This window comes from Chromatiaceae bacterium, from assembly GCA_024235395.1.
Classification (GTDB): domain Bacteria; phylum Pseudomonadota; class Gammaproteobacteria; order Chromatiales; family Chromatiaceae; genus Thiosocius.
Map to the genome: position 1 here is coordinate 259,173 of JACKMK010000001.1, position 17,360 is coordinate 276,532.

11 protein-coding genes are annotated in these 17,360 nt (G+C 64.1%); 5 read left to right on the plus strand and 6 right to left on the minus strand.

The annotated features are described in order from the left end of the window. Positions 1–134: 134 nt before the first annotated feature. Both H6955_01180 and H6955_01185 read left to right on the plus strand, forming a co-directional pair. A complete protein-coding gene (locus tag H6955_01180) occupies positions 135–1,604 on the plus strand; it encodes a TerB family tellurite resistance protein (protein MCP5312136.1) in 1,470 nt (489 codons plus the stop codon). Beyond that, positions 1,604–2,071, plus strand: a complete 468-nt coding sequence (locus H6955_01185) for a hypothetical protein (GenBank protein MCP5312137.1) — start codon at positions 1,604–1,606, stop codon at positions 2,069–2,071. Before H6955_01180 ends, H6955_01185 begins: the two co-directional genes overlap by 1 nt. 86 nt (positions 2,072–2,157) lie before the next feature. On the opposite strand, the gene H6955_01190 is transcribed toward H6955_01185, so the two are convergent. Next, on the minus strand, positions 2,158–3,978 hold the full coding sequence (locus tag H6955_01190; protein MCP5312138.1) for a HAMP domain-containing protein: 1,821 nt from the start codon (positions 3,976–3,978) through the stop codon (positions 2,158–2,160). A gap of 236 nt (positions 3,979–4,214) precedes the next feature. Here H6955_01190 and H6955_01195 point away from each other — a divergent pair, with 236 nt between their 5' ends. The 3 genes from H6955_01195 (at position 4,215) to H6955_01205 (ending at position 10,386) form a co-directional block, all read left to right on the plus strand. Beyond that, positions 4,215–6,980: an MMPL family transporter gene (locus H6955_01195; GenBank protein ID MCP5312139.1), complete on the plus strand. Its 2,766-nt coding sequence runs from the start codon at positions 4,215–4,217 to the stop codon at positions 6,978–6,980. A 66-nt stretch (positions 6,981–7,046) separates the two neighbouring features. Beyond that, positions 7,047–9,569 (plus strand): alpha-glucan family phosphorylase, encoded by a 2,523-nt coding sequence (glgP, locus tag H6955_01200; GenBank protein ID MCP5312140.1) that lies wholly within the window; start codon positions 7,047–7,049, stop codon positions 9,567–9,569. A 385-nt stretch (positions 9,570–9,954) separates the two neighbouring features. Continuing rightward, entirely contained in the window at positions 9,955–10,386 is a 432-nt protein-coding gene (locus tag H6955_01205; GenBank protein MCP5312141.1) for a hypothetical protein, read from the plus strand. A 35-nt stretch (positions 10,387–10,421) separates the two neighbouring features. On the opposite strand, the gene H6955_01210 is transcribed toward H6955_01205, so the two are convergent. The 5 genes from H6955_01210 to H6955_01230 form a co-directional block, all read right to left on the minus strand. Then, positions 10,422–13,007: a response regulator gene (locus H6955_01210; GenBank protein MCP5312142.1), complete on the minus strand. Its 2,586-nt coding sequence runs from the start codon at positions 13,005–13,007 to the stop codon at positions 10,422–10,424. 193 nt (positions 13,008–13,200) lie between these two features. Next, a complete protein-coding gene (locus H6955_01215) occupies positions 13,201–14,907 on the minus strand; it encodes a hydrogenase maturation protein (protein MCP5312143.1) in 1,707 nt (568 codons plus the stop codon). Between the two features lie 2 nt (positions 14,908–14,909). Next, a complete protein-coding gene (gene hypE, locus H6955_01220) occupies positions 14,910–15,959 on the minus strand; it encodes a hydrogenase expression/formation protein HypE (protein ID MCP5312144.1) in 1,050 nt (349 codons plus the stop codon). Further along, positions 15,956–17,101 carry a hydrogenase formation protein HypD gene (gene hypD / locus H6955_01225; protein MCP5312145.1) on the minus strand — a complete coding sequence of 382 codons (1,146 nt, stop codon included), beginning with the start codon at positions 17,099–17,101 and terminating at the stop codon, positions 15,956–15,958. Before hypD ends, hypE begins: the two co-directional genes overlap by 4 nt. Beyond that, positions 17,098–17,358, minus strand: a complete 261-nt coding sequence (locus H6955_01230) for a HypC/HybG/HupF family hydrogenase formation chaperone (protein ID MCP5312146.1) — start codon at positions 17,356–17,358, stop codon at positions 17,098–17,100. Before H6955_01230 ends, hypD begins: the two co-directional genes overlap by 4 nt. Between the last annotated feature and the right edge of the window lie 2 nt (positions 17,359–17,360).

Genomic DNA, 17,360 nt, shown 5'->3' on the forward strand with positions numbered 1-17,360 from the left:
CAACGACACACCTGGAGACGTCCGTCGCAGCCGATCTCCACGGGCGGTGATGCGAGGACCTGTCCGCCGATCCGATCGGTGGCCCCACAGGATCGCCGAAACGCGTCCCATCGAACGTCATAGAGGAACCGGTTATGCAAGGAAACCATGCGGCCACATCGGCCGGGAAACTCAGTCAGACCGTCGCGCGCGCGCCGGTCTTGATCTTTCTCGTGGTGGCGGCCGCGGACGGCGACGTGGACAACAAAGAGCTGAAGATGTTTCAGAAACTCCTCAGCGGCAAGAAGTACCAGGTGCTCCTGGCGCTGATGCAGCAATCGGACGTCTCGACAACCGAAGCCGTCAGCCAGCTGGTCGCACAGGGTGGCGACCTCAACGCGCGGCTCGCCGAGCTCAACGACGCGATCGACAACGCCTTCTCCGAGGAGTCCGCGCTGGGACTCAAATTGACACTGCTCGCCTTTGCCCATTCGATCGCCGAGGCATCGGGTGGCTTCCTGGGCATATTCGGCAGCAAAGTCAGCAACCAGGAAAAGGTCGCAATGGCGATGATTGCGCACGCCTTCGGGCTGTTGGAACAGGCCCGCAGCCAGCCCGTGGCGGGCACGGCCGCCGCACCGCTGAACGAAGTGCCCGGCAACCTCTATCCGTTGTTGAAGACCCGTGAATGGGCAGCGCAAGCCGCTGGTCAAGTGGTCACGCGGGCGGTCCATGAAGGTGCCGAGGTGCGCGCCGACGAACCCGCCGTCGCCTACGCGATCGATGCGAACGAGACGGTCGTGTTCGTCAGTCCCGACCGCCTCGGGCCGGCGCTGTCAGCCGCTGCCCTGCACGCCGGCGCCGTCGCCAATCTGGAGAAACGGCTCGCCGAGCGCGGCCGTTGGCGGGAGATCAGGTTCGACCTCTCCGACCAGGGCGTCGGGGTCGTTGAAGGCCTGGTCTTCGCAGGCGATTTCTACTGCGCCGAGGCACTGCTGTCGGAAACGACACTGCAGCAGGCGCACGAGAAGCTCGATTCCGTGTTTCTGGTCATCGCGGCACCGGCGCGCGGCGAACTGTATGCGGCCAACCCGATCGATCCGGACAACGTCGACCCGGCGAAGCTCGCGTTCATGATCAATGCGATCAAACCTTATTTTGCCGGGCACGATGCGCCGATCGCGCCGACCCTGTGGCTGAGCCGCAATGGCCGCATCGTCGGTCACCTCTCCGGCGCCGACGCGGTGATCGAGATGGCACGAAAAGCCGCCGAGGCGGAACGTGTCGAAGAGGAAGAGATGCTTGTGTGCGAGGTCAGCCGGACTGGTGACGAAACCGCCTTCGGCATCCTCCTGGACGTCGTCGTGAAAGACCTGGACGTAATGTTCAAGAACCTGCAACACCTGATCCGCAACCATGCAACGCACGGCAACAGGGACGATCATTTCAATGGCCGCCTGCATGTCAGGTTGAAAATCGAAGATCCCGACTACGACCCACGGCAGCAGGCCGAGCTGAAGGCATCGATGGACGACCTCTTCGGTTTCCTCAGCAACCAGATCCAGACGCTGTACGATGGGTCGCAGAGTGCGCGGACAGTCGCCCTCTCTTACGATATCGACTGATGATACAGACACAGTTCAGTCTGCATGACTGGGACCGGCTGGTTCAGCTGCCGTTCCTCGTGTTGGTCTCCTTTCGCACGCGCAGCGGCGGACTGCATCCACCGCAGGTCCGCCAGTTCGTGAAACAGATCATGCGCGAATCGATGGCAAGCCGGGCCCGAACGACCACGCAGCTGTTCGACGACGCACTCAACAGAACGCGAAAGCTGACCCGGGAGGTCCTCCGCCTGAATCCGTCCGCGGTGCTCACCCATGTACGCCAGGCGGTGAACACCGCCCGGCGCGCACTGAATCGCGAGACTTTCGAAGACTACCTGGCGAGCATCCTGGCGATTCAGCGCTGCGTCGCAGACGCCCTGCCGCTGCGTGCACGGTTCGCCCGGATCTTGCGCAGGGCGCCCGCGAGATCCTTGTCCGAGGCCGTTCGGATGGAGCTCACACAGGCCCTCGAGAACCAGTCCGCGTAAACGCGCAAATTTTCTGAAAGCCGGAACGCGCACCGAGCGTCGATTGCCTGCGGATCTGGTTCCTGATTACCACGTACGCGCAGCGATCAAAGGACCTCGAACACCTCAACCTCGCTCTGCTTGCCGCGAATGGGCACGCGTCCGCGTGAGCGCATGGCGATCTCGCGCCCGTCGAGCCGGCCCGCGGTGCTCGCCGAGATCAGCAGGCCAGTGCCCAACGTCTTATTGAGATCGTCCAGGCGCGCAGCGACGTTCACCGCGTCGCCATGCACCGTGTAACTCAGTCGATCCGTTGCGCCGACATTGCCGGCGACGACCTCCCCGGTGTTGATCCCGATCCGGCAACGCAGCTGTCGGTCCTGGAAACGGTTTTCGGCGACAAATCGGCGGATCTCGGATGCGGCCGCGACCGCATGGTCGGCATGCGCCGGATCGGCGACCGGGAGATTGAACACCGCGAGGACCGCGTCCCCCTGGAACTGGGTGATCATGCCGCCGTGGCGTTCGATGATCGCGGCGACGCCCGAGAAATAGGCATTCAGGATATCGACGATCTGTTGCGGCAGCAGGTCCTCGGAGAGCGTCGTGAAGCGTTCGACGTCGACAAACAGCACCGTCGCCTCGACCTGGCGTGGCCGCAGCTTGCCCTTGTCCTTCAACAGTTCGTCGACGACGCCCTTGGGCACGTATTTGCCGAACAGGTCGCGGATCATCTGACGTTCCCGCAAACCATCCACCATCTGGTTGAACGCCGCGGCCGCCTCGTTCAGCTCCTTGATATAGCTTCCGGGCACCGGTCGGGTGTGTTCGAAGTCCAGGTTGCGCACTCTGCGTGACTGCTCGGCCAGCAGGCGTACCGGACGCGAGATACGTCGACCGAGCCACGCCGCCAGCAACAGCGCCAGCAGGATGATCGCGGCACAGGCGACGATCGCATTGAACAAGCGCTCGATCTCTTTCAGGACGTCCGACGCGGTCAGATAGCTGCCGACCAGCCAGTCGCCGCCGTATCCGCGCTCCTCGCGATACACGAACACGTAGGTCTCGGCGCCCAGATCGACGGCATGCCCCTTGCTCCGCCCCAGCAAAGCCGAAACCCGGTCGTTGCGCGCACGCGGATCCGACATCGCCATCAATACCGGATCACCCAGCTCGCTGACCCCTGGAACCGGATGCCAGGGCGTCAGGCCCGGGAATCCGAACTGCAGCATCGGATGCGCGATGACGTTGCGGTCGCCGGCGAGGATGAACGCATTCAGTCCAAAGTCGGATTCCAGTGAGCCGATCAGCTCCGACAGGCTCGGGATGCCGACCTCGACATACACGAATCCGGCAAACCCGCCATTGCGCCGCACCGGCTCACGACGGGTCAGCTGCGCGGTGCCGTAGACATGTCGCCAGCTCACCCCGCCCCAGTAGGCCTCAGATGCACCCTGCGCCTCGGCCAGCAATGTCTGCCAGGTGGGATCATCCGCCAGTCTCGCGAAGATCGGGACAGGCGTCGGCTCGTCGCGTTCGGCCGCGACCAGGTTCAGCGCCGTGTCGACGTATCCGATCGAGGTGATCTGGGGCGTCGCCGCCAGGGCCCCGGTGAGCAGCGTCACCAGGTCGTCAGGATCGGCGGCGTCGATCCAACCGGTCGCGAGCGCCTGCGAGACGAAGTGCGCCTGGCTTTCCGCGGCATCGAGATGGATATGCAACTGGTCTACCGCCGAAGACACCATGATCTCGGCCTTCTGCCGCAACAGGTCGACCGTGTTGCGATAGCCGGTCCAGGTCGCGATCGCAATCACCAGCAACACCGCGAGCAGGACCATGGCCCCCAGTATCAAGGCGAGTGCCGCAGAGATCGGTGCCCCTCGCGCCGCTCCGTCTGCTTCGCTGTTCAGACTCTCCGTACGAGACACCCCAGTCTCCACGCCGGACAGCGCCGACCGGTCATTGCCCTCCGGTCCGCATCGCACTGCCATTTGTCTTAAAGTTGCACCAGTCGGCCGCGCTTGCCGTAAGGCCGGTATCGAGTTCAGCATAGGCGCTATCGAGCGTGTCGTACGCGATCCGGTGCACCGGCACGGCAGGGTTGCGGCCGTTCCAAACCGGAATCCGGTGCGCTGTTCGCCATGGTCTCAGCGGGTGGATGGGTGTGAGATATTTCCTCAAGGTCAGCGCGCAGCACCCCTGGACCATCGTCGCCGTTTTGGCCGTCATCACTGCAGTTTTGGCGGCACAGTTGCCCAAGCTGCATGTCCAGATCTCCGCCGAGAGCATGCTCGACAAGCAGACACCGGCCTGGCAACGCTACACCGACGCCGAACGGACATTCGGTAGCGAAGACGGCACCATCCTGGTCATCAGCGACCCCGACCTGTTCGCCCCCGACAAGCTGACGGCGATCCGCGACGTGATCCGGAGAATCGTCGCACTGCCGGCCGTGGACCGCGCGACCAGTCTCTTCAACGTGCCGAACCTGAAGAACGTCGATGGATTCGTGAATACCCGTCCCTACCTTCAGCCGCTGCCCGGCTCACCCGACGAGGTGGCGTCGATGCTCGACGATGCCCGGCGCAATCCGCTGGTGAGCGGCAACCTGGTGGCGGCAGAGAGCAACACCATGGCGATCAACGTGTCGTTCAATCGCGACACGCGACAGCCCGGCTTCGACAAGACGGTGACGGAGCAGATCGAACGACTGATCGATCCACTGCGCGCACGGCTGGACGAGGTATTCCAGATCGGTCTTTCCGCGATGCGCAGTGATCTGACCGACAAGATACGCAGCGATCAGCGTATCTATCTGCCGCTGTCCGTCATTGTTCTGCTCACCGCCCTCGCGTTGATGTTGCGCCGTGCCAATGCCGCCTTGATCCCCTTGTGCACGGCCGGGCTCAGCGTGATCTGGACCCTGGGCTTCCTCGGCGCGGTGGGTATCCCGCTCAACATCATGACGTCGATCGTGCCCGCCCTGGTGATCATCATCGGATCGACGGAGGATATTCACCTGCTGACTGAATACGCCGCCGGGATAGACCAGGGTCTCAGGCGACGCGACGCGGTCGTTCGAATGGCCGACAAGATGGGTATGGCGGTTCTGCTCACGTTCATCACCACCTACCTTGGCTTCCTGTCGATCGCGCTGAACGATATCGAACTGCTGTTCCAGTTCGGGATAACCGCGTCGACCGGGCTGCTGTTCAACTTCCTGATCACCGTGAGCCTGGTTCCGGTCATGCTGCACCGGTTTGGCCACCGCGATTCCGTCGTCGCGACGGGCACGAAGCGCTCCAGCACGTTGTTTCAGCGCTGGGCGGTCGGACTGATGCTGCGGCTGCGCAGACGCCGGGGCCAGGTTTTCGCGATGGCCGCATTGCTGGCCCTGCTGTCTTTTCTCGCAGCCACCCACTTGCGGATCAACAACAACTTTCTCGACTACCTCGACCGGCATTCCGCGCTGCGCAGCCACACCGACCGCATCCACGAAACGCTGTCCGGCGTGCATTCGTTCTCGATCGTCCTTGCCTCGGGCATCGAAAACACCTTCCTGCAGACCCGTTATCTGGCCGAGATCAGCAAGCTCCAGGGCTTCATCGACGACCTGGAGGTCTTCGACCGCTCGTTTTCGTTCGCCGATTTCGTCGTGCAGCTGAACAGCGCGATGGCGTCGGACGCGGAACCAATGATGCAACTCCCCGAATCGGACGAGGTGTTGCGCGAGTACATGTTGTTCGTCAAGCACGATGACATCGCCGCCTATGTGTCACCGGCGTTTGACCAGGCACAGATCGTCGTGCGCCACAACATCACGTCGTCCGAGCGGCTCAATCAGGCGGTGGCCGCGTTGCAGACCCGGATCGACGAAGAGATCGACCCGGCCTTGAAGGTGGAGATCACCGGGATGTCGATCCTGTCGAACCAGGCGATCGAGCAGATGGCACTGGGCCAGCTGCAGTCGCTGTTGCTGGTCAGCGCGGTGATAGTCGGTCTGGTATCCCTGCTGTTCGTCAGTATTCGTGCCGGCCTGATCGCGCTGGTCCCAAACCTGTTTCCGGTCGTCGTCCTGTTCGGCGTGATGGGCATAGCCGACATCCCGCTGAATGCCGGCACCAGCATGGTCGCAGCGATCGCACTGGGCATCTGCGTCGATGACACGATGCATGTGATGTCCCGGTTTCACGAGGAATTGAAGGTGCATGCAAGCCGCCGGGCGGCGCTGATCGCGATGCTCAAGGCCGAGGCGCAGCCGATCTTCGCGACATCGATCGCGCTGGCGGCCGGATTCATGGTGTTCGCTACGTCCAGTTTCCAGCCGGTGGTGCATTTCGGTGTACTCAGCGCGATGGTGATGCTGGTGGCGCTGGCGGCGACCTTCATCCTCACACCCCTGTTGTTGAGCACGTCGGAACTGCTCACCGTATGGGATCTGTTGTCCTGCAAGATCCAGAACATCGCAGTACGTGAATCACCGCTGTTTGCCGGCATGTATATCTGGCAGATCAAGAAGCTTCTGTTGGCGAGCGAGATACGTCGCTACCCGGTCGGCAGCAGGATCATCGAAGAAGGCGCAGAAGGCAGTGAGATGTACCTCGTGCTCGACGGAGCGGTCGAGGCGCGCAAGACGCATCACGATGGCCGCACTGATCGGTTGCGGGCCATGGGTATCGGGGAGCTGTTCGGCGAAGTGGCCCCGCTTTCGGGATGTCGACGCACCGCCGATGTCGTCGCCGTGGCGGACACCCGCACCCTGGTTCTGAGCTGGAGCCGCATCGATCGACTGACGCATCGGTATCCCGTGCTGGCGTTCCGACTGTTCAGGAATCTGACCGCGATCATCGGTGCGCGCCTGACGCAGACCAGCGAATACCAGATCGCGGCCACGGGGTCGTCGACTTCGGGTCAGGACGATGGGCGCTGAACGCCCGCACAGGGCATCACCTGGGCGGGTGGTCGCCGAGCTGCCGCGAATGGCCAGGGTGTAGCGATGCCTTACGTACCCAGCTACCTGCTTCCGGAGATGCCGGCCGGACTCGAAGGGCTCGCGGAACTGGCACTCGACATGCGCTGGTCCTGGAGCCACAGCGCGGACGAGATCTGGCAGCACATCCATCCGGAGCTATGGCAGCGCACGCGCAATCCCTGGGTGATCCTGCAGTCTGTCGCCGGCGAGCATCTGCGCCAGCTCGCTGCCGATCCCGCATTCGTCGCCCGTGTCGCAGACCAGGTCGCAACCGATCGCGACGCCACGGCCGGTCCCGGGTGGTTCGATCAGAGCCCGCATGCCGGCGCGTTCGGCGCCGTTGCCTACTTCAGCATGGAGTTCGGCCTCAGCGAATCCTTGCCGATCTATTCCGGCGGACTGGGTATCCTGGCCGGCGACTGCCTGAAGAGTGCCAGCGACCTCGCGGTGCCACTGATCGGTGTGGGCATGCTGTATCAGCAGGGCTACTTCCGGCAGGTGCTGGATGCATCCGGAAACCAGCGTGAGTTCTATCCTTTCAACGACCTCGTGCAACTGCCGGTGACCCCCGCGCGCGATGCGCACGGCGAGTGGCTGGTGGTCAGTGTCCCGCTGCCCGGACGCGCGCTGCGCCTGAAGGTCTGGCAGACGCGCATCGGGCGGGTGCGCCTGCTGCTCTTGGACAGCAACGACCCGCTGAACAGTGCGGCCGATCGCGGCATCACTGCCGAACTGTATGGCGGTGGGCCCGAGACCCGCCTGCAGCAGGAGCTGGTACTCGGCATCGGGGGCTGGCGGGCTCTGCGTGCGCTGGGCGTCGACCCGGACGTCTGTCACCTCAACGAGGGACACGCCGCATTCGCGGCACTCGAACGTGCGCGCTGTTTCGCGCTCGATCAGCGCTGTCCGCTTCCGCTCGCGCTGACCGTCACGCGTGCCGGCAATCTGTTTACCACCCATACACCGGTCGAAGCCGGTTTCGATCACTTTCCCGCGCCGCTGGTGGAGCAATATCTCGATCCCTATTGCGCGGAACTCGACTGCAGCACGCACAGTATCCTGCGACTGGGACGTACCGATCCGGACGACCTCTCTGCGCCGTTCAACATGGCGCACCTCGCGGTGCACAGCTGTGCCGCAATCAACGGGGTGAGCCGTCTGCACGCGCAGGTCAGCCGACGTATCTTCCAGGCTCTGTTCCCGCGTTGGCCGGAGGCCGAGGTCCCGGTCGGCCACGTCACCAACGGCGTGCACGTACCTTCCTGGGACTCGCCTGCCGCAGACGCCCTCTGGACCCGCGCCTGCGGCAAGGACCGCTGGCTGGGCGAGCTCGGAGAGCTGCGGGCGGCACTGTCCGTGGTACCGGACGAAGACCTGTGGGCATTGCGTACCGCGGGTCGCACCCGGCTCGTGGACTTCGCCCGGCAGCGCCTCGCGCAACAGCTCGCCGAGGCGGGCCTGGGGGCACAGGCCGAGGACGTCCACGGTGTCCTCGACCCGAACATCATGACCCTGTGTTTCGCGCGGCGTTTCACCGAGTACAAGCGGCCGACCCTGCTACTCAGCGACCCCGCCCGATTGGCGCGCCTGCTGCAAGACGCCCGACGCCCGGTACAGATCGTGATCGCGGGAAAGGCGCATCCGCGTGACATCGTCGGCAAGGCGCTGATTCGTGAATGGACGGCGTTCATCGGCGAATTCGGTCTGCAGTCCCGGGTGGTGTTTCTCAGCGACTACGACATGGTGTTGGCCGAGCAACTGGTACAGGGTGCGGACCTGTGGCTGAACACGCCGCGCCGTCCCTGGGAGGCGAGCGGTACCAGTGGCATGAAGGTACTGGTAAACGGCGGGCTGAACCTGTCCGAACTGGATGGCTGGTGGGCCGAAGCCTGGCGTCCGGATCTCGGCTGGGCGATCGGCGACGGACGTGAACATCCACTGGACCCTGAATGGGAATCGGCCGAGGCCGATGCCCTGTACCGACTGCTCGAGGACGAAGTCGTACCGTGCTTCTACGACCGCGACCCGCGAGGCCTGCCACGCGGCTGGCTGGCCCGGGTGCGCGCGAGCATGTCCGAGCTCGCACCACGCTTCTCCGCGAACCGCATGCTGCGTGAATACGTCGAGTCGTACTACGTGCCGCTCGCTGCCGGCTACCGCGCACGTACCGCCGACCGGTGTCGCGCAGCGGTCGCGATCAACGAGTGGCGGGCACGCCTGGATACCCATTGGGGCAAGCTGCGCTTTGGCGATCTCGAGGTCGAGCGCGAAGGCGACGCCCATCGATTTCGTGTGGCCGTTTACCTCGACGACCTGGACCCGTCCGACCTGGAGGTCCAGCTGTACGCCGAGGACGAGCGCACCGGCACCGTATTGTGTGAATCGATGCAGCGCGCCGAACCCTTGGCGGGCGCCGTCAACGGCCATCTCTACACCGCACGCCTTGTCGCCGACCGCCCGGCGTCCGATTACACGCCGCGCCTTATCCCCCGCCACCCGGATGCGGTCATTCCGCTGGAGGCCGGACAGATCCTTTGGCAACGATGATCCGCACGCGGCCGCCGGTTTTTTGTACCGACCGCATGCCGCAAGACCCCGGCACCGAACCGGCAGGTTCGTAGCTACCGCCGATCACCGTGCACCTTTCTGGCGCGCCCGGCCTCTCCATCCGGACGATCAGCGTGCAAGACGAGTCAGGAATATTGACGGTAAACGCATTAGCGGTTAATAATATAGTCAACCATTTAATACTTAGGGGCTTGATTCTTATAGTCTTTTCGTTTTTATGGCTCAACTATTGCTAAGCAACAGCTGAGAACATTTTTTTGGCGGTTTTGTCGCCGGTTCGAGATGTACCGCGTACCGTAGGACGGTCACGGCTACCCCGAGCAACGATCGGGTCGACGGCAGCCCTTCACCGAGGTGCGAACTCATGTCCGACGTCTATACAGTGCTGCTTTCCTGGGCGATATCACTATCCGGATTCGCGCCACCGACCGAAGAACCGATCGTCGTACCAAAGCCACATGACTTTTTCGTCGAACAGGCATGCGACGGCCAGGAGTGCAAGGTGTACGGCTGGTATGCCGGCGGTCGCAATCTGTACATCGATGAACGCCTCGACCCGGAAGAAAACCTGCTTGCATCGTCGATCGTCGTGCACGAGATGGTGCACTACCTGCAAGGAACCTCACGCAATGGTGGCGTACCCTATGGCGGTGCCGCTTTCAGTGAGTCGCCGAACTGCGATGACGCCATCGAGATGGAACGCCAGGCGTACAACGTTCAGCGTCAATACCTGCAGCGTTACGGATCCATCCAGCCGGTGGGCGTTTCGATGATGCGCGTGGGTTGCGCGCCCTAGACGTGTGCGGGGCGCTCAGGCCCCGCCGATGACCACTAGAGCCCGATCTCTGCATCGAGCCAGCGCTCTACCGTCCTATACAGTTTCGCCGCATCGATCGGTTTTGCGAGGTGCTCGTTCATCCCGGCGTCGAAGCATTCCTGGCGCTCGTGTTCAAACGCGTGAGCGGTCATCGCAACAATCGGTGTCATCGCGTTCATCGACTCGCCGCGAATCATCCTGGCGGCCTCCAGACCATTCATGGTCGGCATCTGCAGGTCCATCAGGATCAGGTCGTACGGGACTTCGCGTGACATCTCCAGCGCGCGGGCACCGTCATCGGCAGCATCCACGACCAGACCCGCCTGCTCAAGGAAGTCCCGGGCCACAACCTGGTTGACCGCCTCGTCCTCCACCAACAGTACACGGCGTCCCGCATGCGCGTGCTGCAGCCGGGCCGCCGTCGGTGCCTCGCCGGCCTCCGGCGACACCGATTCGGTTTGCGGATCCCCCTTGCCGAGCCGCACCGTGAACCAGAAGGTACTGCCCTCGTCCGGTTCCGATTCGACGCCGATATCGCCGCCCATCGCCCGCACCAGACGCTTGCAGATCGCCAGTCCCAGACCAGCTCCACCGTACTTGCGCGTCAGCGAACCATCGGCCTGTTCGAACGCGGTGAACAGGCGTTCCTGGTCGGCCGCCGATATCCCGATGCCGTTGTCCTGCACTTCGCAGCGCAACTGCAGTTCGTGTTCGCTCTCCTGGCTGACCACCGCACGCAAGGTGATTGCGCCACGGGTGCTGAACTTCACCGCGTTGCTGCACAGGTTGATCAGGATCTGCGTGAGTCGCAGTGGGTCACCGCGCAATGGTCGTTCAACGAGGTCGGGCGGGATCTTCACGTGCAGGCTCAGGCCCTTATCCGCGATCTGGTGCCCGACGGCGTTTTGCAGATTCCTGACCACGTCGGCAAACGAAAAACCGACCGAATCGAGTTGCAGGCGGTCGGCTTCGATCTGCGAGATATCGAGAATGTCGCTGATCAGATTGAGCAACAGCTTGGACGACTGATCGACCACCTTGAGGCGGCGAAGCAACTGCGGATCGCGGGTGCTGCGCAGCGCGAGCTCGGTCATGCCGATGATGCCGTTGAGTGGCGTGCGCAGTTCGTGGCTCATGTTCGCGAGGAAGGTACTCTTCGCCCGGCTGGCCGCCTCGGCGGCGACCGTTGCGTCACGCATCGCCCGTGTCCTTGCCTCGAGTTCCCTCGCCATATCGTTGAAATTGCGGCCGAGCAGATCGATCTCGTCGATCCCCGCAACCTCGGGACTGCTGGCCTTCAATGTCTCACCGAGGTCCCGGGTGAGCTCCGACAAATGCGCGATCGGTCGGGCAATGGTCGCCGACAACCTGCGCGATTTGTTCAGCATGTAAACGAAGAACGCAATGTAAAAAAGCACCATGCCGGCAATGGCGAGGTAACCGATCCGGTTGCTCAGCTGTTTCAGGCGGGTGATCGGCTCGAGCACCTCGGATTTCTCGATCAGCGAGATCATGCGCCAACCGGATTCCGGTACGATCTCCTGGCTGAGCAGGTAGTCCGTGTCGTCGATGGTGATATCCCCTATCCGGGCCTTGGACTCGAACAATTGCCGCGTCTGGCGCCGCACCGACACGTCGCCGAGCGTCAGTATGTTGTACTCCTCCGGCTTCGTGACTGTCTCTCCCACCCGCTCTTCGTAGCTGTGCGTCTTGAGTTCACGCAGTTTCAGCAGGTCCTCGGCACGCTCCTGCATCGCAAGGATGACCCCGTTTCCATCGACCATCAGCGTGCTTGCATGCCACGGCATCTGCAATCCGAGAATCTTCTGCACGAACGAGTCGATGGTCACGTCGAGTCCGGCGACGCCTTCGAGGAAATCACCGAGATAGATCGGTACCACCAGCGAAACCATCCACCCCTGCCCGGCCGGATCGAGGTAGGCCCCGGTCCAGACCGGTTTACGCATGGGGTTGTGCGTCGCGTCGGCCTCGTAGTAGAAGTTGAAATCCTCCATATGCAGCTGCGGACCGTACTGCGCCGGCGCATCGGCAATGTAGGGATACAGCCGGTTCATGTCGTCCCAGGTGTTCAGATAGGCCTGGGTCACAATCGGGCTGGTCTCGACGATCGAGGCCAGCAACGGGTCCATCGCCTCGCTGCAGCGCGCCTTGTGCATCTCGGCTGCACCGAGCGTGGTGCCGCCCGAGTAGTACAGGGACGCGCCGCCGTTGTCGCTGTTCTTGAAGTAGGCACCGTTCGCGTGGGTCGCGAACCCGGGTTCGCCGTGCGGCAGGTGGCAATCGTCTCCGGAGAAAAAGGCCTGTTGGTCACGCTGCATCATGAGCGCGAGGCGCGCCACCTCCTGCAGCTTGCCGTCTATGTTCGCCACCTCGCGGGAAGCGATCTCCTGGATACCCCGCGTCGCTTCCTGCAGCAGCATCTCCTGGCTTTTGCCCGAGACATAGAAAGTGATGCCGAAATACAGCAGCAGGACGATCTCGATCGCGAATATCGGAATGAGGGAACTGGACAGGTAGTTCCGATAGATCAAAGCGCTGAGGCTTCTGTTTTTCTTGTCGAGGTCTTTGGAGATCGGCATGCCTGCAGTTTTCGGCCGTTTCACTGAGGAGTTTACCGGACCGCCGAACGCAGGGAGATCACGGCACCCGGTTCAACCGGCGAACCGCGGCGCCGTTGGACCCCGGCCTCGCAGTCCCCCGAAAAGGAACCTTTGTCGCATCGCTAGGACAGTGATACGTCGTCGGGGATTGACCGCACGGAGCACGTGTCGCTCAGGCGTTACCCCTGTGACCTGACACGAGCCGGCGATGTTGCGCGATCGTCAACGGCGTGCGGGATTTCGCCACCTTGTGGACGAAGTTGTAACGTGCCACGTGGTAGCTCGGATCGAACCCGTAGAAGTTCAGGCGCATGCGCGCCAACTCCGCCTCGCGGTAGGCCGTCAGGGGCTGCTGGCGTTGCTCGGCGGCGCGGCGCTGCCGCTTGGCGTCCAGCCGGTCGGCGAACGCCGGCACATGCGCCAGCTCGGCGGCACGCCGCCGCGTGTCTTCGACAAACCCGGCCCCGGTACTCGCGAACACCTGGTTGACCAACCCCAGGCGTTGCGCCTCGTCGACGCCCATCGGCAGGCGTCCCTGGGTGATGCGTTCGACATTCTCGTCACCGGCGTAGCGTGGCAACAGGTAGGTCCAGTACTCGGAACCGTAGAGATTGCCCATGTCCTTGTAATGCGGATTGAGCACGACGCCGGCACGCGCCCAGACCTCGTCCGCGGCACGCGCCAGGAACACCCCGCCGGCGCCGGCGTTGCCCTGCAGCGCGGCGACCGTCAGGTGGGTGTCGGTCTCGATGATCGCCTGCGCGAGGTCGTCGATCGCATTGATGTTGCGCCAGGACTCGTCGGCGGGACTTGCCGCCGCCTCGATCAGGTTGAGGTGCATCCCGTTCGACCAGTAGTCCGGCCCGCCCATCAGCACGATCACCCGGGTGTCGCGCGCACAGGCGGCGCTATAGGCCTCGCGCAGACGCTCGCACTGCCGGGTGCCCATAGCGCCGTTGTAGAACGCGAAGTGCAGATAACCGACCTCGTTGGCCTCCTCGTACCAGATGTCGCGGTAGCCGCTGTCTTCACCCCCGGGGACCACCGGCAGCTCGCCGAGCAGCGCCTCGAACAGCCGCGCAGCCGGCAGCTTGAATGGATGCTCCGCATGCGCGTCGCGCAGGTGGCCGATCCACACCGCGCCGTCGCGGGTGGCCCGGCACAGCGCGTCGCCGCTGCGCGCGATCAGCGAACCCGGCGCACCGCGCAACACGCGCTCCGGATGGGCGTCGTAGAGCAACACCTCGCGGCCGAACAGCTCGTCGCGGACCCCCGGCGCACCGTCAGCGCTGCGGATCTTGCGCAGCACCGTGCGCGTGTCGTCATTGGACCAGTCGATCGCCCGTTCGGCCTGCCGCAGCAGCGGCCGCGCACGGCCACGCACGCCACCGGCGCCGGGTTCGAAGCGTCGCGCCACGAGGTCACCGGCGGCGAAGCGCTCCAGCGCCTCGATCACCGCGTCGACCGCCGCCGCGCTGACCTCGTTGCGATACAGGCTGGACTTGGTCGCGTCACGCAGCGCGAACTCGCGCCATGCCCAGACCGGCCCGGCGTCCATCTCCGCCTCCGCCTGCAGCACCGTCACGCCCCAGTGCGTCTCGCCGTCGAGGACCGCCCAGTCGAGTGCCGACGGACCGCGATCGCCGCGAATCCCCGGATGCACGATCAGGCAGGTGTGGTTGCGCCAGACGTCCTCGGGGATCGCGCGCTTGAGAAAGGGGGCGATCAACAGGTCGGGCTGGAAGGCGTCGACCGCCTCGCGGGTTACCGCGTCGTTGATGTCGAACTCGACCGACACCTCGTGGCCACGTTCACGCAGGGTCACGAACAACCGCTGGGTGAGGCTGTTGAACGCATGGCTCAGCAGCAGGATACGCATGCTCAGCAGATCCGCGGCAGCTGCTCGCCGGTCAGCCAGTCGACCACCCGGCTGCCGCCGAAGTTGGTCTGCATGCGCACGAAACCGTGCGCGTCCTCGACCACCGCACCGATCCGCGCGGCCTGCGCACCGAGCGGATGGGCGCGCATCACCTCGAGCAGCGCGTCGGCGTCGTCCGCGGCACAGATACAGACCAGCTTGCCCTCGTTGGCGATATACAGCGGATCCAGGCCGAGCAGTTCACAGGCAGCCGCGACCGCCGGTTTGACCGGAATCGCCTGCTCGTCGAGCTGCATACCGACCGCGGACTGCTGGGCGAGTTCGTTCAGCGTGGTCGCCAGGCCGCCGCGCGTCGGGTCGCGCAGACAATGGATGCCCGGCACCGCCTCGACCATCGACGCCACCAGGGTGTGCAGGGCGGCCGAATCGGACTCGATCGTCGTCTCGAAACTCAGGTTCTCGCGGCTGGACATGATCGCGATGCCGTGATCACCGATGCTGCCGCTGAGCAGCACTGCATCCCCGGGACGGGCGCGGTCTCCGGAGATCCCGACCCCGGCCGGCACCACCCCGACCCCGGTCGTCGTGATGAACACACCGTCACCCTTGCCGCGTTCGACGACCTTGGTATCCCCGGTCACGATCGCGACGCCGGCCGCCTGTGCCGCCTGCCCCATGCTGATCACGATGCGCTCCAGGTCGGCGAGCGGAAAGCCCTCTTCGAGTATGAAGCCGGCCGACAGGTACAGCGGTCGGGCGCCGGCCATCGCGACGTCGTTCAGGGTGCCATGCACCGCCAGCGAACCGATATCGCCACCGGGGAAAAACAGCGGCGAGATCACGTGGCCGTCGGTGCTCATCACCATCCGGCCCGCCGGCACCTCGAACGCCGCCTGGTCGTTGGCCTGGCGCAGCATGGGATTGTCGAAATGGGTGACGAACAACTCGTCGATCAGCTGCGCCATCGCCCGCCCACCGCTGCCGTGGGTCATGTCGACGGTGCCGCTGCGCAGGTTGAGGCGCAGCGGGAAGCGTTTCATCTGTGCGCTCATGCATTCGCCTCGCGCAGCGCAGGCTCGCGGAATCGGCCGTAGGTCCAATACGCCGCGCAGGCACCTTCCGACGACACCATGCACGAGCCCATCGGGTTCTCCGGCGTACACACGGTACCGAACAGCTTGCAGTCGGTGGGCTTCTTCACGCCGCGCAGGATGCGCGGGCATTCGCAGCCCTTGACGTCGGAGGCCTCGACCGCGGGGACGCTGAAACGCTGCTCGGCATCGAACTCCGCGTAGGCCGTCTTGATGCGCAGCGCGCTGTAGGGCACCAGGCCCAGGCCCCGCCACTCGAAGCTGCGGCGCAGTTCGAAGACCTCGGCGACCAGCGCCTTGGCCTTGTGGTTGCCCTCGCGCGAGACGACGCGGGTGTACTCGTTCTCGACATCGTGACGACCCTCGTTGAGCTGACGGATCAGCATCAGTGCCGACTGCATGACATCGAGCGGTTCGAAACCGGCGATCACCACCGGCTTCTGGTACTCCTCGGCAAAAAACTCGTACGGCTGACTGCCGATCACCGAGCTGACGTGCGAAGGGCCGAAGAAACCGTCGATCGACACCGTGCCGATCTCGCGGACCTCGGGCGATTCGAGGATGTTCTGGATCGCGGCCGGCGTCAGCACATGGTTGCAGAACACGCTGAAGTTTTTCAGTCCCTCGGCCTGCGCCTGGCGAATCGCGACCGCGGTCGGCGGCGTCGTGGTCTCGAAGCCTATGGCGAAAAACACCACCTGGCGGTCGGGATTGTCGCGCGCGATATTCAGCGCATCCTGGGTCGAATACACCATGCGCACGTCCGCACCCTCGGCCTTCACCTTGAGCAGACTCTTGCGCCCGCTACCCGGTACACGCAGCATGTCTCCGTAGGTGCACAGAATCACGTCGTGATCGCGGGCCAGCGCGATCGCGTTGTCGATCCGGCCGATCGGCAGCACGCACACCGGACAGCCCGGCCCATGGACGAAGCGCACGTTGTCCGGCATCAGGTCCTGAACGCCGTAACGAAAGATCGCGTGCGTATGGCCGCCGCAGAACTCCATCAGGTTGTAGCGACGGCCGCGCTCGACCTCGGCGTGGATCGCTGCGGACAGTTTCTGCGCGAGGTCGTGACGGCGAAACTCGTCGACGTATTTCACGACACCGCCCCGCCGGCCGCCGGTCCGCCGAGTTCCTCGATCAGCTCGGCCTCACCGAACAGCGCGAGCGTGCGCTCGGCCTCCTCGGGGCTGATCTTGTTCAAGGCGTAGCCGACGTGGATCAACACGAAGTCGCCGCAGGCGACGTCTTCGACCAACGCGAGTGATACCGCCTTGCGCACCTCGCCGAGCGCGACCACCGCGGTATCGCTGGCCACGTCGATCTCGACGATCTGAGCCGGTATCGCCAGACACATGG

Coding starts and splice junctions, on each gene's coding strand:
- H6955_01180 (MCP5312136.1), top strand. CDS start 135: ATGCAAGGAAACCATGCGGCCACATCGGCCGGGAAACTCAGTCAGACC.
- H6955_01185 (MCP5312137.1), top strand. CDS start 1,604: ATGATACAGACACAGTTCAGTCTGCATGACTGGGACCGGCTGGTTCAG.
- glgP (MCP5312140.1), top strand. CDS start 7,047: ATGCCTTACGTACCCAGCTACCTGCTTCCGGAGATGCCGGCCGGACTC.
- H6955_01205 (MCP5312141.1), top strand. CDS start 9,955: ATGTCCGACGTCTATACAGTGCTGCTTTCCTGGGCGATATCACTATCC.
- H6955_01210 (MCP5312142.1), bottom strand. CDS start 13,007: ATGCCGATCTCCAAAGACCTCGACAAGAAAAACAGAAGCCTCAGCGCT.
- H6955_01215 (MCP5312143.1), bottom strand. CDS start 14,907: ATGCGTATCCTGCTGCTGAGCCATGCGTTCAACAGCCTCACCCAGCGG.
- hypE (MCP5312144.1), bottom strand. CDS start 15,959: ATGAGCGCACAGATGAAACGCTTCCCGCTGCGCCTCAACCTGCGCAGC.
- H6955_01230 (MCP5312146.1), bottom strand. CDS start 17,358: ATGTGTCTGGCGATACCGGCTCAGATCGTCGAGATCGACGTGGCCAGC.